Origin of the sequence: Pseudomonas sp. GL-B-19 (assembly GCF_019956415.1) — a bacterium.
GTDB lineage: Bacteria > Pseudomonadota > Gammaproteobacteria > Pseudomonadales > Pseudomonadaceae > Aquipseudomonas.
Window position 1 is genome coordinate 1 of record NZ_JAHBDK010000056.1, and the last position, 22,150, is coordinate 22,150.

The window sequence follows — 22,150 nt, forward strand, 5'->3', positions numbered from 1 at the left end:
CCCGCTAGCGTCGAGCCTGCACGTTCTTTCCTGACCTGCTCGACCCAGCGGCGCAACGCAGTAGGGCCGATATCGAAGTTGGCGCAGACCTCAAGAATGGGCTGGTCTTCATCAAGCACCATGCTTGCAGCATTGAGCTTGAACTCGCTGGAATAGGACTTTCGCATCATCATGCACACCTTAGATTTGGGCGCCATCATAGCGCCCTATTGATGTGTCCAATTTCATTAGGCCAGATCAGCCTGCTCGCGAAGAGGCCAGACCAAACACCACAAAACTCTACGGTCAGCCCTGCGGATCGACGTTATCCAGCATCCGGTTCACCGCCAGTTCACCCAGCATGACGGAGTGTTGAATGCCCAGCAGGGTGTGGCGCTGAGGGCCGTTCAGCTGCCCCGCGAAATCACTCAACATCACACTCGCTGACGCCAACGTCTCACAGGCGTTGACCAGCAGGGTTTCGTTATCGGTGTCTGGGCCGACGAAGTAGATGGTGCTGGGTTTGCGCGGAGTGTCTTTGGGAATGACCGGCTTGAGGTAATAATCGAGGGCGCGGTCGGCGGCATCGTTGAGCTTTTTGGAATCGGTGGATTCGTAGGGGGAAACGTCGTCGGTGTCAGTTTCTGGCGGGTTGGGTGTGATCTTGAACATAGTCAAACTCCTTGATTAATGGAGCTGTCACGGCTCGCTGCGAAACGAGGGGAGGTGGCAGCTGTACGCAGGTTCGCAGACCGGGAATCAAGGAACCCGGCAGATCCGAAGATCTCCCGCGCACAGCCGCCATAACGCAATGCAGTAGACGAAAAAAAGCGCCAACTGAAAGGAAACGGTGGCGCAATGCGCCTTGATTGATCCGAGCTGCGAAACCCGACCACTGATGGGCAGTGGCAGGGAAACGATAGAGGTCGAACCATAGGCGCACAAGCCGGCGGATTCTGGCGCAGTCGTAGGCAACGGCGCAAGGATGTGTAGCCTCAGTGAGTGTCTGGAGGTGTCTTTTAAACATCTCCATTCACCTCTGGGGTTTACTTAAATTATGTAGGTACAAGGAACCTGCCAGTCACGCCAAAAGACACCCACTGAACCGGATTTTGGAGAAACAATATAGAAATCCCCTTGATATGGGGCGGGCTGTGAAGTCCAGTAATGATTTACGTCAGGATGATGTTGGCCCGCACCAACGCCGCCTTCTGGCCACCCATACCCGGCCATCAGATTTCCCCATTCGCCAAACAAGGTTCCAACTGCCCGGATATATTGCGAGGGATTGCTTGCTGTGGCGGCAGTCATTTGAGCAATGTTAGGTAATCTTCCACCGCCAGAGGCATTGGCGTAATTATGGTAGCGATTCGCCGGTACGGAAAAGAACAGAGGCAGTGATTGCATGGTAAATGCGGTGGTTGCTCCACTGCTGTCTCTGACCGTAAAAGTTGTTCGATTTCTATCCCTGATAGTGACAACACCCGTATTGGGATCAATCGAGTTAACGGCAGAGGACGAGGAGAAGGTGTAAGGCGGGCTCCCCTTGTTCACGTTGATCGTGAATCGCGCTCCGTTAAAACCTGTTTGAGGGAATCCGGAACTGACGGCGAATACGTAAGGATTGGAGTGCGGCGATGCGGTCAGCCCGGATATTTCCAGCGGTAAATTCGCTTTGATCGTGTATGACTTCTTTGGACACGCCGTTGCGTGCTGATAGTTGGGGACTCCGTCCAAATTCAACCCGAGAAAAATCGTGAGATCAGTACCAGACCTAAGTGTTTTCAACCACGCAATCGGTGCAGGTCTGCTCAGGCCCGGTAACGTATCGTGAGGTTCGCCTTTACGATCTTCAAAGGACGTTGCCGCACCATTCGCAGCGAAACCTTCATACCGCAGCCAGACATTTTGCCCCGCCACCTGATGCGGCCATTCACTGACGCGTAACAGATCACTGGGTTGTAGTTGAGTCACATCCAATTCGTTCCCCGTTGCGCGGTCGATGGCTGGAGTCGGCAGGCTCGGGTGGCCATCCGGTATTTTGCCGACAGTGGCGATCAACACTGGTGACGGTGGTAGCGGTTTTCCATCACGAAACAGCAGATAACTGAGCTTGACCGTTTTGCCCATATTTGCCGCGATGAACGCCTTGTCCAGCGGGAAATTGGCGCGGCTGTTGGTATTCAGTGGTAGGGGAGTGAATGTTGGTGACCCCGCGCCGGGGGCACCTTCGACGATGAGCTGGACGGTGTCGCTCTTGAGATAGCCGAGTACCTCCACCTGACCGTTGGCGCCTGGCAGGTTGGCAGGGTCAAGCGGGTCGAGTTCACCATTGGTGGACTTCTGTAGGCGGGGAGCTTCCAGGTCCGGTTGCCCTTCGCCGATAACCCACGCCGTGGCCACTCTGGAGGTGCCGGCCGGCGTGCCATTTTTGAGCAACTGATAAGTCACAGCCACCGTGCTGCCGGCAACCACTTTGTCGTTGGCCACTGGCAGCACGCAAGGTTTCTTTTGCCCGAACTCATCGGTTTCGACATTGCCGGCTACTGTCACCACCACATCTGGCTGTCCGGTGATTTTTGCGGTGTAGGTCGCACTGATGGTGTCGCCTGGAGCGAAGCGTGGGTCGCTGGTCAATACGATCAGCAGTAGCGGATTATTGCCCAGTTTTTCCAGGTCGATAATGCCCGGATCGTCTGTCGGATCGTTCTGGATTTCGCGCAGGATGGGCGCTGGCAAGCGCGTGCCGGCCAGGTCCTCGTCCACGGTTTGCGACGCCGACCAGACTGCGTCAGTGTCCGGCGTATTGCCGAGCTGATCAGTGACGGTGTAGGAAAAGTCGAGCTTACCGCTCGGTCGTACGGCGCTATCCAGGTAGGCTCGGGTGACGGTAAAACACACGGTGATCGGGTTCGGCGAACCCGGATTCGGCGGCTGGGGCGCCTCATTCTGGTCGACCTTGTAGGTCATGATTTCGCCGTTGCATTTCAACGTGATCGTGTCGTAGGCCCGGCAATACGGGTAAGACACACACACCTGCGCACTGACAAAATCGGCGCCGACGCCGTTCTTGATCGCGTCGGGCAACAACAAGGCCAGCTCGGAATGCCCGTCGACCTCGGGTTTGATGTCTTTCAGGCCGGGGCGGATCTTGTTGTACAGCAGGGTCAACGGGTCGGAGGTGCCCCTGTTATCACTGCCTCGGGTGATCTCGTAAAAAAGCACATTGACCCGGTCCGGGTGCAGGCGGCCCTTGGGAATGCGCAGCGTCGTTTTGGCGTCCGGATCGACAATGATTTCACTGTCCAGGGACGTGGTTTCTCCCTGCAGTCTAAGCGTGATCACGTCGCCGCGATCCGCAGTCCCCGCCAAGGGCGGATCCACCTCGGCCGTCGCGCCCAGGCCATCGTTGACCAGATCATAAATCACCAATGAGACGCCGATCTGTGCGCCGACAATCGGTTGGGTAGCCCCCAGCACTCGGGGTGGATCCAGCGCCAGGACGGTGTTATCGGACGACGTGGCAACAGGCGGATGGTTGAATTCAGTGGTCATGCAAACGCTCCTGCATCGGACGTGGCTGGCCTGGTTGCGGCGCAACGGGTGGAGCGATCACACACGGATTGGCAGTGGGCCGGCTACTGTCAGATCTGACAGTAGCGATGAGTGGTCATGCGCTCCGAATAAATAAATGCGTCCCTTTTCTCGTCCATACGGCGACCATCATCAATGGCATGTTGAACGATCATTCGTTGAAGGTGGATACCGTGTGATCTGAAGTCTGAAACGACAAAACCCGCCATTCCAGGGTAAGGAAAGGCGGGTTTTTTGTTGTCTGTGAGATTGCTTTCGCGGGCAAGCCCGCTCCCACATCTGATCTTCAGTGAACACAAAATAGGTGAACGACACAAATCCCCTGTCGGAGCGGGCTTGCCCCGGGCGGCGTTCCGACGAAGAGGCCCGACCAACCACCACAAAATTCAGCAATCAACCCCTCGCCACAGATTCTTGCCTCGCCTTAGATCCGTGTTAGCCCTGCGGATCGACGTTATCCAGCATCCGGTTTACCGCCAGTTCACCCAGCATGACGGAGTGTTGAATGCCCAGCAGGGTGTGACGCTGTGAACCGTTCAGTTGCCCCGCGAAATCACTCAACATCACACTCGCTGACGCCAACGTCTCACAGGCGTTGACCAGCAGGGTTTCGTTATCGGTGTCGGGACCGACGAAGTAGATAGTGCTGGGTTTACGTGGCGTGTCTTTGGGAATGACCGGTTTGAGGTAGTAGTCGAGGGCGCGGTCGGCGGCGGTGTTGAGCTTTTTGGAATCAGTGGATTCGTAGGGGGAAACGTCGTCGGGGTCGGTTTCGGGCGGGTTGGGTGTGATTTTGAACATGGTGAAGCTCCTATACCTGATGGAGCCACCAGAACCTGTCGCTAAACAAGTAAGGGTGGCGGCTGTTCGCAGGTTAGCGAACCGAGAGGTATAAGACCCGGCAGACCCGAGGGTCTCCCGCGCACAGCCGCCATATCGAAACTGCAGATGTTCGCCCGCAGTAAGACTGAAGTGTTGCGCTTATACCTGGTCGGGTCGCTAAACCCGATCGCTGATTGGCAGCGATGCGGAAACGATAAAGATCAGGGTCAAAGCGCACAAGCCGGCGGATTCTGGCGCAGTCGTAGGCAGCGGCGCAAGGATGTGTAGCCTGCGTGAGTATCTGGAGGTGTCTTTTAAACACCGATGTTTATTGCGTCCTGCTACATCGGCTCCGGCGGCCCAATCAACCGCCCCATCACCCCAAAAACCCCCAACTCCCGAATCACCTCCAACTCCCCCTGCGTCTCCACCATCTCTGCAATCAACGGCAAATCAATACTGTTGGTCGCCCGGAAAATCGCATCGATGAACAGCCGTTTGTCAGGCTGCACATCAATGCTGCGGATGTACGCGCCATCGATTTTCAGATAGGCCAGTCCCAGCTGCGTCAAGTTGCCGATCTGGCTGAAGCTGCCGCCGAAATGCTGCAAACCGATGCGGTAACCCGTGTTGAGCAGGCTGTGGCTCAGCCGGTGCAGTTCTTCCGGGGGCGGCAGTTGGCGTTCGTCGATTTCCAGGGTCAGCAGCGGTGCCAGGTCCGGCAGTGAGTCGAGCAAGTCGATGATTTCTCGCAGCTGCGCCGGGTCGCGCAGGGTGCTGCCGGACAGGCTCAACGCCAGCGGCCAGCGGTTGACGACCAGGTAGTCGAGGGTCGCTTCGAGCATCGCCAGGTCGAACCGTGCTGACCAGCCGAGACGCTCGATCCATGGCAGGAAATGCCCGGCGGCAATGGCTTCACCGCTCGGGTCGAGCAGGCGCGCGAGGACTTTGTGGTGCAGCACTTGGCTAGTGTCGGCGCATTGCACGACGGGTTGGAAATACAGCTGCAGTTTGCCGTGGGTCAGGGCGTCGTCGATCCAGCTGCGCCAGTCATGTTGGGAGTGGTTGATTGCGGTGTCGGTATCGGCCAGATGTACCCACGGCCGCTCGGGGTGTTGCCGGGCTTGCGTCAGCGCCTGATCGAGGCGCAGCAATACGTCGCTGGCCGGTTCGCCGGGGTGGTAGGCGACGATGCCCAGGTGCGCCACCGGCATGCAATCGCTGGCAGCGGTCAGGCGCAGGTTTTCCAGGGTCGCACTGATTTCCGAGGCCAGGCGTTCGGCGTCGGCGCCGTCCAGGCCCGGTGTCAGCAGGCTGAATTCACCGCCGCGATTACGCGCCGCCAGCCAGGTACGACGTTCCGGCGGTTGTGTCAGGCGCTTGAGCAGTTCGCCGACAGCACTGATCAGCGCATCAGTGCGCTGGCCACCCAGACGCTGGTTGAGGCCGATCAGGTCGTTGATCCGCAGCATCAGCAAATGGCCGGTGCTGCTCTGTTCGCTGACCAGCAGGTGATCGGCCAGTTGTTCATCCAGCAAGCGCCGGTTGGCCAAACCCGTGAGGCTGTCCTGATAAGACTCGGCACGCAGTTTTTCGCTGCGCGTGGCTTCTTCGGCGAACAGAGTTTTGAGTTTTTCGACCATCTGGTTCATCGCCAGCACCACACGCCTCAATTCCGGTGTGCGCGGCAGCTTCGGCAGGCTCAAGAACTCGCGTTTGCTGATGGCTTCAGCCTGTTTGACCATCTTGTCGAGCGGACGCAATTGCCTGCGTAACAGCCAACCGCCGAATACGGCGCTGAGCAAGCCGCAGATCAGCAACCAAATCAGGCTGCCGAGGGTGCTGTCCCAGAGTTTGGCCAAAGCGAATTGCGGATTGCTCAACACTTCGACCCGCGCCACCTGGTCCCATCCGCGCATGATCAGCGCGTCACCACCTTCCGGGCGCAGGTTGACGAGCCTGACGAACCAGCGTGGAACGCCTTCGATTTTCGCGGGAGCACTGCGCTCCACCAACACCTGTTCATCGACAATGCTGACGACGCGAATGCTGCGGAAATAGCCACTGTCGTAAATCGAACTGACCATCAGCTCGATCATGGCCGGGTCGTCGATTTGTGCGGTCAGCGACAAACCGAGCGCGGTGGCGGCGTCCTGGGCGTGGGAGCGCAATTGGCCGAGCATTTGTTCGCGGGAGCTTTCCAGGCTGACAAAAAAGCTGCCGCTGAAAGCCACCAGCAGGAACAGGCAAATGGCGAGAAACAACTGTTTGCGCAGTGACATAAAACGCTCCTTGCGGTGGCGACTAGCCTTCGCCCACGGCGAACCCTTCGGCTTGCATCTTTTTCAACACGTCTTGCCAGCGCGACAGTTTTTTACTGTCGCTGCTGCGTTTACCGCCATTGGCGCCGGGCAAGTACAGGCCTTCGGCGTTGAAGGCGTAAACCGGTAATAGGTCTTTGCGCTGGGACGCGGGGCGGATTTCGTTGATCAGGTTATCCAGCACCAACGGTTCGGCCGTGGGGCTGCTGTAGAAGGTCAGCACCATGTGCGCCTGGTTTTGGGCCAGGGCCTTGACGTAGGTGATGCGCAGTTTCTCGCTGGGAATCCCGAGATAGCGCAGGCTGAAATACTTCGCCAGCGCGTAGTCTTCACAGTCGCCGGCGCCCTTGATCAGCGATTCTTCTGGCGTGGCCCAGTAATCGGTCTGACGCCAGATGTGCGTGTCGTCCTGAAAACTCAGCTGCTGATTGAAAAAGCGATTGACCGCATTCAGTTGCTCGCGCTCGGGCTGCTTGAGTTCGCTTTTGAGCATTTGACTCCAGGCCTCGATTCTTCCCTGGGCGGGGTCGAGGGGGCCGTAGCGCTTTTCGGCGGTTTGCAGGATTTGCGCAAAGTCCCAGTCGGCCAGGACACTGCCCAGCCCCGTCAGCAGGAAGCCGGCCAGCAGCAACCATCCGCCGAGCCGAAGTCGGAGCGTTGACCATCCTGGACTACGCGGACGACGGGACATGTGGCAACTCGCGTGAAGATGCCTGAAGTCTAGGCGGTGTTTTCAGCGAGGACGGACAAATTACCGGATGGATACACGGACCTGTAGCAGCTGGCGAAGCCTGCGTTCGACTGCGTAGCAGTCGTAAACCCTGAATCCCGGATTCAACTGAACGACCGCATTGCCTGATTTCACGACTGCTGCGCAGCCGGACGCAGGCTTCGCCAGCTGCTACGGGGATCGGGGTATTCAGGATTTGTGCAGGGTTTTTTGCTTGAGGATATAGAACGTGACGAGCACGGCGCTGGTCAGCATGAACCCGCGCGCCCACGGCAGGGGCACCAGGTAGCAGGAGAACAGGATGCTCGCCCACATCACCCCGATGGCGTAGACCTTGCCCTTGAGCGGGATGCCGTTGCCGTCGAGGTAGTCGCGAATCCACGGGCCCAGCCGTGGATGCCCCACCAGCCACTGATAGAAACGCGGCGAACTGCGGGCAAAGCACGCAGCGGCCAGCAACAGGAAAGGCGTGGTGGGCAATACCGGTAGAAAAATCCCGATCACCCCTAGCGCTACGCTCAGCCAGCCGATGGCCAGCAGCACGTAGCGCAACATCAGGGGGCGGTTGCCTATGGGGTTGTCCATAGGCAAAACCTTAGTGGTGGCGTGGCTTGAGGATCGCCGGTTTTTCGTCTGGCGCCTGGCACAGCAGGTACAGCGCGGTCAGGGCTTCCGGGATCTGCACGATCATGTCGTCCATCAGGTTGGCGTCTTTGGCGATGTCTTCGAACTCAGGCTGTTCGTCGAACAGGCCCGAACCGACCATGATCGGCAGCAGCATTTCGCTGACTTCGTCTTCGGCGGTTTCGAACCAGGCTGCTTCGCGCAGGAACACACCTTCCATGAAACCGATGCACCAGCCGCGTAGGTCGGAATCGTCCGGCTCTTCGCCCAGGTCCAGGTCGCAGGGCAGCTCGAACTCTTCGTCTGACGCCAGTTGGCGGGCGATGTGAGCCTTGAGGGCCAGCAGGGTGGATTCGATGGCTTCACGCTCGGTGTCGTCGGCGTAGTGCGGCTCTTCGGCGAAGAGGGCATCGATCCATTCACGGTCAGGTACCGTTTCGGAACAGATTGACAGCGCGGTGAGGTAGCCGTGGGCGGCCACGTAGTCCAGCGCCTCGTCATGCAGTTCGTCGGCGTCGAGGAAGACTTGCAAACGGGTTAGTTGCTCAGCGAAGGACATTAAAGGGCTACCTTGGGGAATGTTCGATGCGGGAATTCTAGGCCTTCTTGAGCGCTCAGGCCAGCCGCATGGCATTTTTGCCCTGTCGCAGGAATGAACAACACCGCATTCCCTGTGGGAGCGAGCCTGCTCGCGAATGCGGTGGGTCAGTCAACATTGCAGTTGAATGTGGCGCCGCCTTCGCGAGCAGGCTCGCTCCCACAGGTTCTGCGCTGTATTGGTTTTGATGTGTCTTATCAGCGGTGCCCTGTGCAAGGGAGGGCTCGGGTATACTCGCGCGTTTTGTGATGCCCTGCTGGCGTCGCGGCTGAAATGTGCAGTGTCATGCAATGCGCACTTACGATTTGTCAGTGCAGCTTGCGTGGTTCTGAACCAGCCTTGCAGGGATGTTTTTGTGATTTTTGGAGTTTTTATGCTCGAACAGGCTCAACGCGTCCTCAAGGACATCTTCGGCTACGACAGTTTTCGTGGCCGTCAGGGTGCAATCATTGAGCGCGTGGCCAGTGGCGGCGACGCCCTGGTGCTGATGCCTACCGGTGGTGGCAAATCCTTGTGCTTCCAGGTGCCGGCGCTGCTGCGTGAAGGCCTGGCGGTGGTGGTGTCGCCGCTGATCGCGCTGATGGACGACCAGGTCGCCACCCTCGAAGAGCTGGGCGTCGCTGCCGCTGCATTGAACTCCACGCTGAGCGCCGAACAACAGCGTGACCTGGCGGCCCGCATCAAACGCGGCGAAGTGAAAATGCTCTATCTGGCGCCCGAGCGTCTGGTCCAGCCGCGCATGCTGGCCTTCCTGCAAAGCCTTGAAATCGCTTTGTTCGCCATCGACGAAGCGCACTGCGTGTCCCAATGGGGTCACGATTTCCGTCGCGAATACCTGCAGCTGGGGCAATTGGCCGAGTTATTCCCTAACGTCCCGCGAATCGCCCTGACGGCTACAGCCGACAAGCGCACCCGCGAAGAAATCGTCGATCGCCTGCATCTACAGGACGCCGAACGCTTTCTGTCGAGCTTCGATCGCCCGAACATTTTTTATCGCATCGTGCCCAAGGAGCAGCCGCGCAAGCAATTGCTGGCGTTCCTGGCCGAGCGGCGCAGCGATGCCGGCATCGTTTACTGCCTGTCGCGCAAGAAAGTCGACGAAGTCGCTGTATTCCTCAGCGAACAAGGCTTCCCGGCGCTGCCGTATCACGCTGGTTTGCCCAACGAAACCCGAGCCCACCACCAGAAGCGTTTCCTCAACGAGGAAGGCCTGATCATGGTCGCCACCGTGGCCTTCGGCATGGGCATCGACAAGCCCAACGTGCGATTTGTCGCGCACCTCGATTTGCCGAAATCCCTAGAGGCTTACTACCAGGAAACCGGTCGCGGTGGTCGTGACGGTCTGCCGGCCGATGCCTGGATGGCCTACGGCCTGCAAGACGTGGTGATGCTCAAGCAAATGTTGCAGAACTCCGAAGGCGACGAGCGCCACAAGCGTCTGGAGCAGCACAAGCTCGATGCCATGCTCTCGCTCTGCGAAGAAACCCGTTGCCGTCGCCAAACGCTGCTGGCCTACTTCGACGAAGACATGCCCGAGCCGTGCGGCCATTGTGACAACTGTGTCGACGGCGTGCAGACCTGGGACGCCACCGAGCCGGCCCGTCAGGCGCTTTCGGCGATTTACCGCACAGGCCAGCGTTATGGCGTCGGGCATTTGGTGGATGTGCTACTGGGCAAGGACAACGAAAAGGTCCGCAGCTTTGGTCATCAACATCTGTCAGTGTTTGGTGTCGGCAAAGCGATGGGCGAGAGTGAATGGCGCTCGCTGTTCCGGCAATTGGTTGCCCGTGGACTGGCCGACATCGACCTCGAAGGCTACGGCGGTTTGCGCCTGAGCGACACTTGCCGGCCGCTGCTCAAGGGCGAAGTGACCCTGGAACTGCGCCGCGACCTCAAGCCGCAAACCACCGCCAAAAGCAGCAAGAGCCAGGCGAGCCAACTGGTGCGTGGCGAAGAGCGCGAGCAGTGGGAGGCGCTACGTGCCTTGCGGCGCAAACTGGCCGAAGAACATGGCGTGCCGCCGTATGTCATCTTCCCCGACTCGACACTGCTGGAAATGCTCCGCAGCCAGCCGACTTCGTTGTCGGAAATGGCCACCGTCAGCGGCGTCGGCGCCCGCAAGCTCGAGCGTTACGGCGAGGCCTTCCTCGAAGTGCTTGGCGGTCAGGTCGAGGCACCGAAAGTCGTGGCCGACGTGCGCCACGAACTGATCACCCTGGCCCGTGCTGGCATGACGCCGCTGCAAATCGCCGGTCAACTGCAATGTTCGGAAAAGAACGTCTACACCATGCTCGCCGAAGCGATTGGCAAGCAGCAGCTGTCGCTGGAGCAGGCGCTGGATTTGCCGGAAGAATTGATGGGCGAAGTCCAGGATGCGTTCCTCGACGGCGAAGGTGAGTTGCCAGCGGTTTCGGAGATTGCGGCGTTGTTTGCCGGCAGAGTGCCGGAAGGCGTTTTGTATTGTGTGCGTGCCGCCCTGCAATCCGAGTTTGAGGTTTAAGCCGTCTTGTAGGTTGATGTAACGATTCACTACAGACCGAGCCTTGCCTCAAGCCAGCGGTCATGCTTAGCTGACTAATAATTAGGTTTTACTTATTTCAGTCTAATCATGAGTGTTTTATGCCGTTAACCGATCAACACCGCTTTGGCATGCAACTGGCCCAGATGTCGCGTGGCTGGCGTGCCGAGCTGGACCGTCGTCTCGCTGGCCTGGGACTGTCCCAGGCGCGCTGGCTGGTGCTGCTGCACCTGGCCCGTTTTGAAGAAGCTCCCACCCAGCGTGAGCTGGCGCAAAGCGTTGGTGTCGAGGGGCCAACCCTGGCCCGTTTGCTCGACAGCCTGGAAACCCAGGGTCTGGTCCAGCGCCAAGCTGTGCTGGAAGACCGCCGGGCAAAAAAAATTGTCCTCTGCACGCCGGCCCGTCCCCTGATCGAACAAATTGAAACCATTGCCACGCAACTGCGCCGCGAGCTCTTCGCAGGCGTCGATGAAGCGGATCTACAGGTCTGTATGCGGGTTCACGGGCACATTCTGGCCAACCTGGAAAAATCTTGAGGCATAACCACTCGCCGGACTTTTGAGATACCCCGTTGGGCAGACTATAAAGAACTACCTGGCAATATCGTGTTCGTAACGGATGTGCGAACACGCACAGGTTGGTTCTGTATTTAAGGGATGCTCATGTTCGAGAGTTGGCGATTGGTTTTGCAGTGCGGTGCCAGGTTGCTTTTGCTCGGTGGCGCTATCACCTACTCGGCATTGGCGCCTGCGTTGGGATTGGGCGACATCACACTGCACTCTGCGCTGAATCAGCCGCTGCGTGCCGACATCGCCCTGGTGGATGTCGGTGGCCTGGAGGAGGGCGAGTTGTCCGTCAGCCTGGCGACAGCGGATGAATTCAGCCGCGCCGGCGTCGAGCGGGTGTTGTTCCTCAATAATCTGAAGTTCACACCCATCCTGCGCGGCAACCGAAGTGTGATTCGGGTGACCTCCAGCAAAATGGTCAAGGAACCTTATCTGGATTTCGTGGTACAGCTCAATCAGCCCAACGGGCGTTTGCTACGCGAATACACTGTACTGATTGATCCACCGGACGCGGAGGCGGTCGATCCCGTCGCTGATGAGCCAGTCGCCGAGCCTTTGTCTTCCGCATTTCCAGCCGTCCAGCCTGCCAATGCGTCATCAAACCCCATCAAGAAAGCCGCCTCAACGCCGGTCGCGGTTCAACCTGTCGCCGCCCCTGTGAGCGATCCCGTAGTTGTCGAACAATTGGCCGCCAGCGTGCTGCAAAACCAGCAACTGCAAAAAACCGTCGATGAATTGAATGCGAAGCTTACGGCTCAAGACGAGCAGATCGCCGGTCAGAAAAAGCAGATGACCGAACTGCAAACCCGATTGGCTGAGCTCAAGCCAGCGGCCACCGAGACCGCTGCGCCCGTCGCTGTCGTTGTCGAGGAGCCGCAAGCCAGCAACGGGTGGTTGATCATCGGGCTGCTGGCGCTGCTGGCTTTGGCACTGTTGGGGTTAATCCTTCGTCGTCATCGACGCCAGCAGGCTCTTGCATTGCCCGAGGCTTCTCCCGATTTACCATCACCGCCGGAGCCGATGCTCGAAGCAACCTTTGCAGCACAGGAAAACAGCCGGCGAGACGCCGGGTTTGACCCGCAAAAACTTCAGGATATCCGCGCCAGCTCCCCGAAACTGAACAGTGCGGCACCTTTGGTTGTCGTGCCAGTGAACGCAATGTCTAACGACGAGTTCCAGTTGAACCTGGATGATGTGTCGATGGATTCAAGTTGGGATCTGGTCAGCCCTTTCGACAGTTCGCCGCCACTGGTTGACGGCTTCCTCGACGAATTCAGCAATGCCGGCCAATCATTGGAACTTGAACCGCTTAGCTTGAAACCGAAGGAGTCATCATGACCGCGCACAAACCGGAAATCGTCATCACCTACTGCACGCAATGCCAATGGCTGTTGCGTGCCGCCTGGTTGGCCCAGGAACTGCTCAGCACCTTCGGTGACGACTTGGGCAAAGTGTCGCTGGTGCCCGGCACGGGTGGGGTGTTCCATATTTTTTGTGACGACGTGCAGCTCTGGGAGCGTAAGGCCGATGGCGGTTTCCCGGAAGCCAAGGTGCTCAAGCAGCGGGTCCGCGATCAGATCGATCCGGACCGCGACCTGGGCCACAACGATCGCACTCAGTGAGACGCCGCTTCAGCCGCCACGGTCTTTTTACTTGAACCACCCGACAGCCTGCTGGAGACCACGATCGCGACGATGATCAGCGCGCCGCCGATCAGCATCCGCAGCGTCGGGTTTTCATCGAACAACAACCAGGCCACGGTGATTCCGTAAACCGGTTCCAGGGCGAACACGACTGCAGCGGTGCGTGCCTTGATCACCGCCAGACTGGCGACGAAAAGACTGTGTGCGACGCCGGTGCAGAACACGCCGAGCAGACCGATCCACAGCCAGTCGATGCCGCGCACTTCGCTCAATTGGGGAGCCGCCACGGGCAGCAGGCACAACGCGACCACCACGTTTTGACACAGCGCGGCCTGCACCGGCGGGATTCGTCCGGAGCTGGCCCGGTTGGTCAGCGACAGCAGGGCAAACAATAACCCGGAGCCGACGGCCCAGAGCAGGCCCGTGGTTGCGCCGCTCGCCAGATCGAAGTCAGGTGTGACCAGCACCAGCCCGACGCTCACCAACACGACCAGCAGGATTTCATTGGCGCGAATCCGCTCGCGGAAAATCAGCCCTTCGAGGATCACGGTAAACGCCGGGAAGCTGGCAAAGCCCAGGGTCGCAATCGCCACTCCCGCCACTTTCACCGCAATAAAGAAACTCACCCAGTGCCCGGCCAGCAGCAAACCGCCGAGCAGCAGACGGCGCCAGTCCACGGTTTCAAGCGTGCGCCAACGGGTGTTACTGGCGAAGCGTGCAAAAACCGCCAATGCCAGGACCGCAAATGCGGCACGGCCGAAGACGATGACAGCGGGGGACGCGGCGGCGAGTTTGCCAAACACACCGGTCAGGCCAAACATCAATGCACCGATATGCAGGGCGCCAAGGGCGGTACGGGGAGTCATTGCAATCCTTGATAAACGAGTAAACCAAACCGACAGAATTCGCGGACCTGTAGCAGCTGGCGAAGCCCTGTGGGAGCGAGACCGGCTTGCCGGCGATAGCGGCCTATCAGGTTACGTAAATGTCGACTGACAGTCCGTCATCGCGAGCAGGCTCGCTCCCACAGCGCTTCGCCAGCTGCTACATTTAATCGCGCGATGCTCGGCTGTGTCTGTCGTCAGACTCGCATCATTTGTCGCCAGCCTCGCGCCGCAGTTTGCCTGGGGAGGCGCGAAACTCGCGCAGCACGGCAGCGGCGAAGGCACTCTGAGAGCTGTAACCGACCCGACTGGCAATCTCGCCGATGGGCAACGGCGTTTCCCGCAGCAATCCCACCGCGATATGCAGTCGCCGACTGCGGATGTAATCCATCGGTGTCTGCCCGCACTCTGCGACAAATCGTGCGTGCAACCGGGCGCTGGACAACCCGGCCACGCGGGCCAGATCCGCCACTTGCAGTGGGTAGGCCGCGTATTGGTCGATGTGCGCATTCAAAGCCGCATACGGCAGGCGTCGCCCCCCGACGCTGGCCGGTTTCGCATTGTTGAGGCTGGCCAATAACAGCACCGCACCCTGTTGCGCGATCAACGGATCGTTAACCTGACTGCCCGCCAGCCAACTGACCAATTGGCTTTGCCCGGCATCCAGTGACAAACGCCCGGCGTTGTCGAGCAGGCGGCGACTGGCCTCGGCATGCTCGCCAAGCGACTGTGAAACCCATTGATCGCTCGGCACATCGAGCACCAGGCAACGGCTGCCATTGCTGCTGCCGCAGGCATGATGGAAACCGGACGGCACCACCACAAAGCTCTGCTGCACCACCTGACTGCCACGCCCGTCGACTTCGAAATCCAGCGCACCCGATAAGCCAAACACCAGTTGGGCGTGGTCGTGGCTGTGGACGATCAGGTCGTCGGTGTACTGGCGTAGTGTGAGGATCGGTCTCATCACCGCTCTCCTGGGCAAGATGGGGCCAGTCTACACCGGCCCATGGTTGTCACAGGAATGACTCAACACTGTCATGGTCAATTAACCCGACCGGCGCACGCTTGGAAAAACCATCGCAGAGGGTTGCCCATGACCAGCGCCGAGCTCGCCAAACCCAGTCGTAAGCAACGTGTGCGGACTTTGTGGATTTCTGATGTGCACTTGGGCACACGGGACTGCCAGGCCGAGCACCTGTCGCAGTTTCTCAAGGGCTACCACGCGGACAAGATTTACCTGGTCGGCGACATCATCGATGGCTGGAAGCTGCGCGGTGGCATGTACTGGCCTCAGGCGCACACCAACGTGATCCGTCGTTTGCTGACCATGAGCAAGCGCGGCACTGAAGTCATCTACGTGACCGGCAATCACGACGAATTCCTGCGGCGTTATTCCAGGCTGATTCTGGGCAACATCCAATTGGTGGACGAGGCCGTGCACGTAACCGCCGATGGTCGTCATCTGCTGGTGATCCACGGCGATCAGTTCGATGTCATCACCCGGTATCACCGCTGGCTGGCCTTTCTGGGGGACTCGGCCTACGAATTCACCCTGACCCTCAACCGCTGGCTCAACCACTGGCGTGCGCGTTATGGCTACGGCTATTGGTCGTTGTCGGCGTACCTCAAGCACAAGGTAAAAACCGCGGTCAGTTTCATCAGCGATTTCGAGGAAGCCATCGCTCATGAATGTGTGAAACGCGAGTTGCATGGCGTGGTGTGCGGGCACATTCACCATGCCGAGATTCGCAAGGTCGGCGAGGTGGATTACCTCAATTGCGGGGATTGGGTGGAGTCGTGTACGGCGCTGATCGAGCATTGGGACGGGACGATCGAGTTGTATCGCCTGGCGGATGCGCAGGCGCGGGAGGCGGAGTTGAGGGCGATTAAGGTTGTCGAGCCGGCTTGAAATTGCGGTGACTGGGCTGGCCCCTTCGCGAGCAGGCTCACTCCTACAATTAGATCTCCAGTGAACACACATTTTGTGACTACCCGAGATCAACTGTAGGAGTGAGCCTGCTCGCGATGGACCGCGCAGCGGTCCCCTGAGGTCTATCAGGTGGGCGAATGCTCTTCCATCGCCGCCTTGTATATCGAGTTTTTGGGCTGCGCAAACAACCGTTCCAGCATCGGTTCAAAGAAGCTCAGAGGCAGGTTTTCATACGCCGGGTCAAACGCCGCCGCATCGTACTTGGCACAAAACTCGATAGTCGCCTGATACTGCGGATGCTCGCTGAACTGCTCGCGCAGATGCCGATCCATGCCCAAATAATGGAAGAAGTAATAGCCCTGGAAAATCCCGTGTTTTTCCACCATCCAAAGATTTTCAGCGCTGACAAATGGCTTGAGAATCGCCGCCGCAATGTCTGGATGGTTGTAGGAACCCAGCGTATCGCCGATGTCATGCAGTAGCGCGCAGACCACATATTCCTCGTCACGGCCATCGCGCCAGGCACGACTGGCGGTTTGCAGGGAGTGGGTGAGACGGTCGACCGGGAAGCCACCAAAATCGCCCTCCAGCAACTTCAGGTGCGACACAATCCGTGCCGGCAATTGTTTCGCATAGGCACTGAAGTCTGCGGCGATGATCGCCCAGTCTTCCTGTGTCCCATCCTTCATGTGGGTGAAACGGGCGTTGGCATTCATCGGCTATTCTCTTCTTGTTCACGGTGCTTAAAACGGCACGCGGCCCAGAATCATGTCGCGGTACATGACAAAGTCGCCGAGCAGGCTATAAAGAGGATGTTGGAAGGTGGCAGGTCGATTCTTCTCAAAGAAGAAATGCCCGACCCAGGCGAAGCTGTAACCCGCCAGCGGAAGGGCCCATAACATCAGCCATGCGCCTTTGCCGATGCTCAGAGCGAGAATGAAAATGACCAGCGTGGTGCCGATAAAGTGCAGTCGTCGGCAAGTGCTGTCGCTGTGTTCGCTGAGGTAATACGGGTAGAACTCAGCGAAGCTGTTGAAACGTTTGATGTTTTCCACGACTGCGATCTCTGTGGTTATTGTTCTGATTGCAAGTTGTGCTGCGGGTAGCTTATTTGAGTCTAGAGTGATCAATGGCATCAGCCAGTGACAATGGGCGCCACTTTAGTATCCTTCGAAAACCAGCCGCGTCAGACGGCTCACTGAACAGTAAGTAAACGCCATGAGCGAACGAACGACTTCTTCAAGCTGGGCGATGGGGATTGTCAAAGCACTGGAGATGGACGGCCTGGATTGCCGGGTTCTGTTCCAGCAGCTAGGGCTCGACTACGCATCACTGGATGATCCGGATGCGCGTTTCCCGCAAGACTCCATGACGCGACTGTGGCAGCGCGCGGTTGAGCTGTCCGGTAACCCGGCAATAGGACTGAATATGGGCAAGGTGGTGCGACCGGCTTCCTTCCATGTCGCGGGTTACGCGTTAATGTCCAGCCAGACCCTGGCCGAAGGCTTTCAGCGACTGGTGCGCTATCAGCGGATCATTGCCGAAAGTGCCGACCTGAGTTTCCACCTGCTGGACGAGGGCTATGCGCTGATTCTGACGGTTCACGGCGATCATCTGCCGCCGACCCGGCAAAGCGCTGAAGCTTCAATGGCCTGTGCGCTGGCGTTATGCGGCTGGTTGACCGGGCGTACCTTGCAACCGCGCAAGGTGTTGGTGCAGGGCGATGAGCCCGCTGACCTTGAGCCCTATAAACAAGCCTTTCATGCGCCGTTGGTGTTCAACGCACCTTACGACGCATTGATCTTCGAACGTGCCGACATGGAAGCGCCACTGCCCACTGCCAACGAGGCGATGGCGCTGTTGCATGACCGGTTTGCCGGCGAGTACCTGGCGCGGTTCTCCGAAACCCGCGTGACGCACAAGGCGCGTCAGGTGGTGTGCCGTCTGCTGCCACAGGGCGAACCTAAACGCGAAACGGTGGCGCAGACGCTGCACCTGTCGCAACGCACCTTGCAACGACGCTTGCAGGAAGAGGGCACCAGTTTTCAGACATTGCTCGATGACACTCGGCGCGAATTGGCCGAGCAATACCTGGCCCAGCCCACCATGACCCTGCTGGAAATTGCCTACCTGCTGGGATTCGCCGACCCGAGCAATTTCTTCCGCGCGTTCCGCCGCTGGTTTGACGCCACCCCCGGCGAGTACCGGGCGCACATGACCGGAGCGGCGGCGCAGGTCAGTGTCGCCAGAAAGCAGGAATGCACAGAACAAACACCGTAATGATCTCCAGTCGGCCGAGCAGCATGCCGAACGACAGAATCCACTTGGCGGCGTCCGGCAACGACGAAAAGTTACCTGACGGCCCGATGGTCGCACCCAACCCCGGCCCGACGCCGGACACGGTGCTGGCCGCACCGGTCAGGGCGGTCATCCAGTCCACGCCGAGCAGCGACAGCAGCAGCGCGATGACGCAGATGGTGATGGCGAAGAAGAACGAAAAGGTCAGGATCGAACGCACGATTTCTTCGTCGAGACGGTGACCGTTGTACTTCTGCTTGATCACCGCTCGCGGGTGAATCAATTGGTTAAGGTTGGCCTTGAGCAGGATGTAGGCGACCTGAAAGCGGAAAATCTTGATCCCGCCAGCTGTCGAGCCGGAGCAACCGCCGACAAAGCCCAGGTAAAAGAACAGCATCAGCGAGAAATTGCCCCACAGGCTGTAGTCCCCCAACGCGAAACCGGTGGTCGTGACCACCGATGTCACGTTAAACGCCACATGCCGCAAGGCTTCGAGCCAATGCAGTTGGGTGGTCCACCAGTACCAGGTGCCGAGCACCAGCCAGGTCACCAGCAACATGCCGAGCAACCCCTGAACCTGCTGATCCTTGATCAATGCCCGACGATTGCCGCGCAAGGTTGCTACGTACAGGGTGAAGGGCAGGCTGCCGAGAATCATGATGACAATCGCCACCCAGTGCACCGCCGGTTGCGTCCATTTGGCCAGCGACTGGTCCGACGTGGAAAAGCCGCCAGTGGAGATCGCTGACATCGCGTGGTTGATTGCATCAAACAGGCTCATCCCGGCCCACCAGAGCGCCAGGCTACCGACAATGGTGATGCCGACGTAGGCCGCCACGATCAGACGCGCCACCATGTGCGAACGGGGCATGACTTTTTCAGAGCGGTCCGACGACTCGGTCTGAAACAGGCGCATGCCACCAATACGCAGCAGCGGCAGAATCGCTACCGCCATGCCGATAAAGCCGATGCCGCCGAGCCAGTGCAACAGCGAACGCCATATCAAAATGCCGGGGGACATGGTGTCCAGGCCGCTGAGTACCGTCGAACCGGTGGCGGTAATGCCGGACATGCTTTCAAAGATCGAGTCAGTGAAACTGACGTGCTGAGCCAGCAAAAACGGCAGAGCGGCGAAGATGCACACCACCAGCCAACTGCTGACGGTCAACAGGTACATGTCCCGTGGGCGCAGGTGTATGTGTTCGGGACGACCAGGGATGATCAGCGCCAGGCCTGCGACAAAGGTAATCATGCTCGACCACAGGAACGATGGTAGCTCGTGGGTGCGGTCGAAAATCACCAGGGTCGCCATGGGCACGATCATGGCGATCGCCAGCGTGATCAGGAAGATGCCGATGATAAAACCGATAATCCGTAAGGTCGGCAACGCCATGAAGTCCGCTCGGGCTATTGTGGGAGGGGCGCCATTCTACCTGTGGGGCAGGGCATGTAAACCGACGCCGCTTGCGCACTTGCAGATAGAATAGCCAAACATTTTTTCAGGAGGTGGCCGATGCAGGCTCTCGACGCTTTGCTCAACCGTGTTTCCGTTCCACGACTCATCGATCCGGCACCGACTGCAGCGCAGCGCGAAGTCCTGTTTTGCGCGGCCATGCGCGCCCCGGACCACGGCCATTTGCAGCCTTGGCGCTTTCTGACGGTCGAGGGCGTGGCGCGCGAGCAAATGGGCGAGTTGCTGGCCGAAGCGGCGAGGCTGCAAGACAGCGAGGTGTCGGAAGCGGCGCTGGACAAGGCGCGCAACGGCCCACTGCGTGCGCCATTGGTGGTGGTGGTGATTGCGCGGGTGCAGGATCACGTCAAATACCCGAAATCCGAACAACGGCTGGCAGCGGGCTGCGCGGCTCATGGAATTTTGCTGGCGGCGTATGCGCAAGGGATTGGCGCGGTGTGGCGCACCGGTGACTTGGCGTATTCGGCGCATGTGGCCAAAGGGCTGGGTTTGGCTGAAGGGGAAGAGGTGATTGCGTTCCTTTACCTCGGCACGCCGCAGAAAGAACCGCGCGTGGCCGAGAAAGTCGACCTCGCCGAATTCGTCGGCGCCTGGCCCGCTAAATCCTGAAGATCAAAAGAATCGCAGCCTCGTTTCACTCGACAGCTGCTACAGAGATATGTGTACATCTGTAGGAGCTGTCGAGTGAAACGAGGCTGCGATCTTTAAGCATCACCATTGCATTTATGGCTGGACGACGGCCCCCGGCACCAGCGGCAATTCCAGGCTGGCCACAAACCCGCCCTGCGGATGATTGGCCAGCACCAGACTCCCGCCATGTCGTTCCGCTGCGCGGCGCGCAATCGCCAGGCCCAAACCGTGCCCGGCCGCCGTTTGCCCAGGTGCTCGATAAAAGGGCTCACCCAACTGGTGCAAATGCTCAGCATCTACGCCCGGCCCATGGTCACGCACGCTGACCACAATACGCTCACCCTGACGCACGGCCTGCATTTCGATCGACTGCCCGACCGGGTTAAAGCGCTGAGCGTTGCGCAGCAGATTGTCGACGGCACGCTCGATCATCGTCGGCCAGCCTTTGAGGTTCAATTGCGGCTCTGCCTCAAGGCGCACGTTTTGCTCCGGCGAACCCAGTTGCGCCTCCTTTTGCAGCGTGTTGAGCAACGCATTCAGGTCGACCTCTTCGGCGCTGGCGTTATCGGCATCGACCCGCGCCAGCACCAGGATCTCACTGATCAACGCTTCCAGCCGGTCGCATTCGCGGGTCAGGCGCGGCCAGAGTTTTTCACGTTCTTCAGGGTTGGCTCGTTCCGCTAATGCCAGAGCGATGCGCAGGCGGGCGAGCGGGGAGCGTAGTTCATGCGACACATCGCGAAGCAATTGCCGCTGACTGCCGATCAGGCTTTGCAGGCGCGAGCCCATGCGATTGAAGTCGTTGGCCAGCACGCCGAATTCATCGCGTCGGTTGGCCAGTTTCACCAGGCTGTTTTGCTGATAAGTGGTTTGTCCCAGGTCATGCACTGCGCCACGCAAACGGCTGAGCGGGCGGGTGATCGACAGTGTGACGAACAGGCTGAACAAGGTCAGCACCACCAAGGCAATGCCCAGCGCACTCAATGGCCACAGCAGGCTTTCGCGGTGCCATGAATCCAGTTCAGGGTGAGGGATGCGGTAGATCAGAAGGTAGGTGTCGCCGGTTTTTTCGCTGGTGTACTCCGCCGTCAAACGACGCCATGGCAGACGCCGGTCATCGTTGTTCTGCCTAGCTTCAAACGCCGCCGCGCGACGAGGGAAGGTGCCTCGCACCACCGGGTCGCCGCTCTCGTTCAACACCTGAACGTCAATGTGATATTGACGTTTGCGCTGTTCCAGAATGTCCTGAGCGGCTTCTTCACCCTGGGATTCGTAGGTTTGTGTCCACTGTTCGGCCAGTGTATTGAGGCCCGGATGGCGGCTGAGAATCCACGCGTCCTGATTGAGCATGTGCCCCAGCAGCATGGACAGCCCTGCCACGAGAGCGATGGCCAGCCAGAAGCTGGCCAAAATACGCCAGAACAATGAACGCACAGAAAGTCCTCACACAAACACAAATCCCTGTGGGAGCGAGCCTGCTCGCGATAGCGTGAGCACATTCAGCATCAACGTGACTGAAAGACCGCTATCGCGAGCAGG

At 59.0% G+C, this 22,150-nt stretch carries 21 protein-coding genes; 7 read left to right on the plus strand and 14 right to left on the minus strand.

All coding sequences use genetic code 11. The annotated features are described in order from the left end of the window. The 8 genes from KGB06_RS21950 to KGB06_RS21985 all read right to left on the minus strand — a co-directional run. Nucleotides 1-200, minus strand: a 200-nt coding sequence (locus KGB06_RS21950; RefSeq protein ID WP_317849395.1) for a transposase, incomplete at its 3' end; no start/stop codon positions are given. A gap of 85 nt (nucleotides 201-285) precedes the next feature. Continuing rightward, nucleotides 286-651 carry a DUF6124 family protein gene (locus KGB06_RS21955; protein ID WP_223519500.1) on the minus strand — a complete coding sequence of 122 codons (366 nt, stop codon included), beginning with the start codon at nucleotides 649-651 and terminating at the stop codon, nucleotides 286-288. Between the two features lie 378 nt (nucleotides 652-1,029). Continuing rightward, the gene (locus tag KGB06_RS21960; RefSeq protein WP_223519502.1) at nucleotides 1,030-3,534 is read right to left on the minus strand and encodes a hypothetical protein; all 2,505 of its coding nucleotides are present in this window, start codon (nucleotides 3,532-3,534) and stop codon (nucleotides 1,030-1,032) included. Nucleotides 3,535-4,008: 474 nt separating this feature from the next. Next, the gene (locus KGB06_RS21965; protein ID WP_223519504.1) at nucleotides 4,009-4,374 is read right to left on the minus strand and encodes a DUF6124 family protein; all 366 of its coding nucleotides are present in this window, start codon (nucleotides 4,372-4,374) and stop codon (nucleotides 4,009-4,011) included. Between the two features lie 362 nt (nucleotides 4,375-4,736). Continuing rightward, complete coding sequence (lapD, locus tag KGB06_RS21970; protein ID WP_223519506.1) at nucleotides 4,737-6,677, minus strand: cyclic di-GMP receptor LapD; 1,941 nt, start codon at nucleotides 6,675-6,677, stop codon at nucleotides 4,737-4,739. A gap of 22 nt (nucleotides 6,678-6,699) precedes the next feature. Further along, nucleotides 6,700-7,407, minus strand: a complete 708-nt coding sequence (gene lapG / locus KGB06_RS21975; protein WP_223519508.1) for a cysteine protease LapG — start codon at nucleotides 7,405-7,407, stop codon at nucleotides 6,700-6,702. Nucleotides 7,408-7,635: 228 nt separating this feature from the next. Further along, nucleotides 7,636-8,031, minus strand: a complete 396-nt coding sequence (locus KGB06_RS21980) for a YbaN family protein (RefSeq protein WP_223519510.1) — start codon at nucleotides 8,029-8,031, stop codon at nucleotides 7,636-7,638. 10 nt (nucleotides 8,032-8,041) lie between these two features. After that, the gene (locus KGB06_RS21985) at nucleotides 8,042-8,629 is read right to left on the minus strand and encodes a YecA family protein (protein WP_008156162.1); all 588 of its coding nucleotides are present in this window, start codon (nucleotides 8,627-8,629) and stop codon (nucleotides 8,042-8,044) included. A gap of 412 nt (nucleotides 8,630-9,041) precedes the next feature. Between KGB06_RS21985 and recQ the strand changes: the two genes are divergently transcribed. The 4 genes from recQ (at nucleotide 9,042) to KGB06_RS22005 (ending at nucleotide 13,374) form a co-directional block, all read left to right on the plus strand. Next, entirely contained in the window at nucleotides 9,042-11,168 is a 2,127-nt protein-coding gene (recQ, locus tag KGB06_RS21990; RefSeq protein WP_223519512.1) for a DNA helicase RecQ, read from the plus strand. Between the two features lie 119 nt (nucleotides 11,169-11,287). Further along, the gene (locus KGB06_RS21995; protein WP_223519514.1) at nucleotides 11,288-11,722 is read left to right on the plus strand and encodes a MarR family transcriptional regulator; all 435 of its coding nucleotides are present in this window, start codon (nucleotides 11,288-11,290) and stop codon (nucleotides 11,720-11,722) included. Nucleotides 11,723-11,848: 126 nt separating this feature from the next. Further along, nucleotides 11,849-13,090, plus strand: coding sequence for a FimV family protein (locus KGB06_RS22000; protein WP_223519516.1), 1,242 nt, complete (start codon nucleotides 11,849-11,851; stop codon nucleotides 13,088-13,090). Next, a complete protein-coding gene (locus tag KGB06_RS22005) occupies nucleotides 13,087-13,374 on the plus strand; it encodes a SelT/SelW/SelH family protein (RefSeq protein ID WP_140666852.1) in 288 nt (95 codons plus the stop codon). The genes KGB06_RS22000 and KGB06_RS22005 overlap by 4 nt, the downstream gene beginning before the upstream one ends. Here the strand turns inward: KGB06_RS22005 and KGB06_RS22010 are convergent. After that, nucleotides 13,368-14,261: a DMT family transporter gene (locus KGB06_RS22010; protein ID WP_223519518.1), complete on the minus strand. Its 894-nt coding sequence runs from the start codon at nucleotides 14,259-14,261 to the stop codon at nucleotides 13,368-13,370. The genes KGB06_RS22005 and KGB06_RS22010 overlap by 7 nt on opposite strands. Nucleotides 14,262-14,487: 226 nt before the next feature. After that, the gene (locus KGB06_RS22015; RefSeq protein ID WP_223519520.1) at nucleotides 14,488-15,246 is read right to left on the minus strand and encodes a helix-turn-helix transcriptional regulator; all 759 of its coding nucleotides are present in this window, start codon (nucleotides 15,244-15,246) and stop codon (nucleotides 14,488-14,490) included. Nucleotides 15,247-15,375: 129 nt separating this feature from the next. Here KGB06_RS22015 and KGB06_RS22020 point away from each other — a divergent pair, with 129 nt between their 5' ends. Continuing rightward, a complete protein-coding gene (locus KGB06_RS22020) occupies nucleotides 15,376-16,191 on the plus strand; it encodes a UDP-2,3-diacylglucosamine diphosphatase (RefSeq protein WP_223519521.1) in 816 nt (271 codons plus the stop codon). Between the two features lie 146 nt (nucleotides 16,192-16,337). On the opposite strand, the gene KGB06_RS22025 is transcribed toward KGB06_RS22020, so the two are convergent. Beyond that, complete coding sequence (locus KGB06_RS22025; protein WP_223519523.1) at nucleotides 16,338-16,928, minus strand: HD domain-containing protein; 591 nt, start codon at nucleotides 16,926-16,928, stop codon at nucleotides 16,338-16,340. A 27-nt stretch (nucleotides 16,929-16,955) separates the two neighbouring features. Continuing rightward, complete coding sequence (locus KGB06_RS22030; protein WP_223519525.1) at nucleotides 16,956-17,267, minus strand: Mpo1-like protein; 312 nt, start codon at nucleotides 17,265-17,267, stop codon at nucleotides 16,956-16,958. 163 nt (nucleotides 17,268-17,430) lie between these two features. Here KGB06_RS22030 and KGB06_RS22035 point away from each other — a divergent pair, with 163 nt between their 5' ends. Further along, nucleotides 17,431-18,492, plus strand: coding sequence for an AraC family transcriptional regulator (locus KGB06_RS22035; RefSeq protein ID WP_223519527.1), 1,062 nt, complete (start codon nucleotides 17,431-17,433; stop codon nucleotides 18,490-18,492). Here the strand turns inward: KGB06_RS22035 and KGB06_RS22040 are convergent. Next, on the minus strand, nucleotides 18,449-19,903 hold the full coding sequence (locus tag KGB06_RS22040) for a TrkH family potassium uptake protein (protein ID WP_223519529.1): 1,455 nt from the start codon (nucleotides 19,901-19,903) through the stop codon (nucleotides 18,449-18,451). The two genes, KGB06_RS22035 and KGB06_RS22040, sit on opposite strands and share 44 nt — an antisense overlap. 120 nt (nucleotides 19,904-20,023) lie before the next feature. On the opposite strand from KGB06_RS22040, the gene KGB06_RS22045 reads away from it, so the two are divergent. Beyond that, nucleotides 20,024-20,590: a nitroreductase family protein gene (locus tag KGB06_RS22045; protein ID WP_223519530.1), complete on the plus strand. Its 567-nt coding sequence runs from the start codon at nucleotides 20,024-20,026 to the stop codon at nucleotides 20,588-20,590. 114 nt (nucleotides 20,591-20,704) lie between these two features. Here the strand turns inward: KGB06_RS22045 and KGB06_RS22050 are convergent, their stop codons facing one another. Beyond that, nucleotides 20,705-22,045, minus strand: coding sequence for a sensor histidine kinase (locus KGB06_RS22050; RefSeq protein ID WP_223519532.1), 1,341 nt, complete (start codon nucleotides 22,043-22,045; stop codon nucleotides 20,705-20,707). Nucleotides 22,046-22,150 lie beyond the last annotated feature (105 nt).

Excerpts from the sequence above, each read along its gene's own strand:
- KGB06_RS21955 (WP_223519500.1), bottom strand. The coding sequence starts at position 651 with ATGTTCAAGATCACACCCAACCCGCCAGAAACTGACACCGACGACGTT.
- KGB06_RS22035 (WP_223519527.1), top strand. The coding sequence starts at position 17,431 with ATGAGCGAACGAACGACTTCTTCAAGCTGGGCGATGGGGATTGTCAAA.
- KGB06_RS22010 (WP_223519518.1), bottom strand. The coding sequence starts at position 14,261 with ATGACTCCCCGTACCGCCCTTGGCGCCCTGCATATCGGTGCATTGATG.
- KGB06_RS22000 (WP_223519516.1), top strand. The coding sequence starts at position 11,849 with ATGTTCGAGAGTTGGCGATTGGTTTTGCAGTGCGGTGCCAGGTTGCTT.
- KGB06_RS22025 (WP_223519523.1), bottom strand. The coding sequence starts at position 16,928 with ATGAATGCCAACGCCCGTTTCACCCACATGAAGGATGGGACACAGGAA.
- KGB06_RS22005 (WP_140666852.1), top strand. The coding sequence starts at position 13,087 with ATGACCGCGCACAAACCGGAAATCGTCATCACCTACTGCACGCAATGC.
- KGB06_RS22015 (WP_223519520.1), bottom strand. The coding sequence starts at position 15,246 with ATGAGACCGATCCTCACACTACGCCAGTACACCGACGACCTGATCGTC.
- recQ (WP_223519512.1), top strand. The coding sequence starts at position 9,042 with ATGCTCGAACAGGCTCAACGCGTCCTCAAGGACATCTTCGGCTACGAC.
- KGB06_RS21965 (WP_223519504.1), bottom strand. The coding sequence starts at position 4,374 with ATGTTCAAAATCACACCCAACCCGCCCGAAACCGACCCCGACGACGTT.
- KGB06_RS22020 (WP_223519521.1), top strand. The coding sequence starts at position 15,376 with ATGACCAGCGCCGAGCTCGCCAAACCCAGTCGTAAGCAACGTGTGCGG.
- KGB06_RS22040 (WP_223519529.1), bottom strand. The coding sequence starts at position 19,903 with ATGGCGTTGCCGACCTTACGGATTATCGGTTTTATCATCGGCATCTTC.
- KGB06_RS21985 (WP_008156162.1), bottom strand. The coding sequence starts at position 8,629 with ATGTCCTTCGCTGAGCAACTAACCCGTTTGCAAGTCTTCCTCGACGCC.
- KGB06_RS21980 (WP_223519510.1), bottom strand. The coding sequence starts at position 8,031 with ATGGACAACCCCATAGGCAACCGCCCCCTGATGTTGCGCTACGTGCTG.
- KGB06_RS21960 (WP_223519502.1), bottom strand. The coding sequence starts at position 3,534 with ATGACCACTGAATTCAACCATCCGCCTGTTGCCACGTCGTCCGATAAC.
- KGB06_RS21995 (WP_223519514.1), top strand. The coding sequence starts at position 11,288 with ATGCCGTTAACCGATCAACACCGCTTTGGCATGCAACTGGCCCAGATG.
- lapG (WP_223519508.1), bottom strand. The coding sequence starts at position 7,407 with ATGTCCCGTCGTCCGCGTAGTCCAGGATGGTCAACGCTCCGACTTCGG.
- KGB06_RS22045 (WP_223519530.1), top strand. The coding sequence starts at position 20,024 with ATGCAGGCTCTCGACGCTTTGCTCAACCGTGTTTCCGTTCCACGACTC.
- lapD (WP_223519506.1), bottom strand. The coding sequence starts at position 6,677 with ATGTCACTGCGCAAACAGTTGTTTCTCGCCATTTGCCTGTTCCTGCTG.